General features: G+C 47.9%; 1 protein-coding gene. It reads right to left on the bottom strand.

Going from position 1 to position 752, the window contains the following annotated elements; genetic code table 11:
- Nucleotides 1-752, bottom strand: a 752-nt coding sequence (locus ACQEXR_RS20290) for an RHS repeat-associated core domain-containing protein (protein WP_427021051.1), incomplete at both ends; no start/stop codon positions are given.

The following is a 752-nucleotide window of genomic DNA, read 5'->3' as shown; positions in this document are numbered from 1 at the left end:
CCAAGCTTACCAATGACACCGCTGATAAAGCCTTGCTTGAAGCTGCCTCCTTGCAGTTCATGGATACCACCTTGAGCCATACCATGAGCAAGGGGTAATGTCGCTCTTAAACTTCCGGTTTGTGCATTGAATGGACTGCCTTCACCATGGGCAAGCCCATTGGTAACCACTGCCGATAAACCTCCTATCACCCCTGATTCAAATGATGATCCTAAATCACCTGTGGTCAAATACGTTGTTGTAAATGAGGTCGTCGCTCCATTGGCCGCCACCAACGCATAACTATCCAAGTAAGCTGACAGTACTTGTCCTCCTCCATAAGCCATCATTACCGTACCAACTACTGCGCCTACTTTCTGTATGGTCGGGTTTTCAAAGGTTTGCGAACCGACAAATATAATTAGGCCAGCCACAAACCATTCCCAATAATGACCCGTCGGGTCATTAAATTTCACAGGGTTATTAAGCACATAAGCATAACGGTTGTAACTCTGGCTAAAGCTCGGCTCTGGCACAAATGTGTCAGCACTCAAGAAACGACCAATCACAGGGTCATACAAACGCGCGTTCATGTTGATAAGGCCACTGCTATTACCAACATTTTCATGCCCCGTAAAGCCGCGCATTTCTGCGTTGGTAAACATTGGAGTTGCTTGCAACTCAGCAGAGGCGAGTAGCTCACCAAATGGCGTATAGCCACGCTCAATCTGCACTTGTCCGTTCGGGTCTGTAATGAGGTCAGCCGTACCGAG

Source organism: Vibrio sp. TRT 2004 (assembly GCF_050113735.1).
GTDB lineage: Bacteria > Pseudomonadota > Gammaproteobacteria > Enterobacterales > Vibrionaceae > Vibrio.
This window is presented reverse-complemented; position numbering and strand designations above follow the sequence as displayed.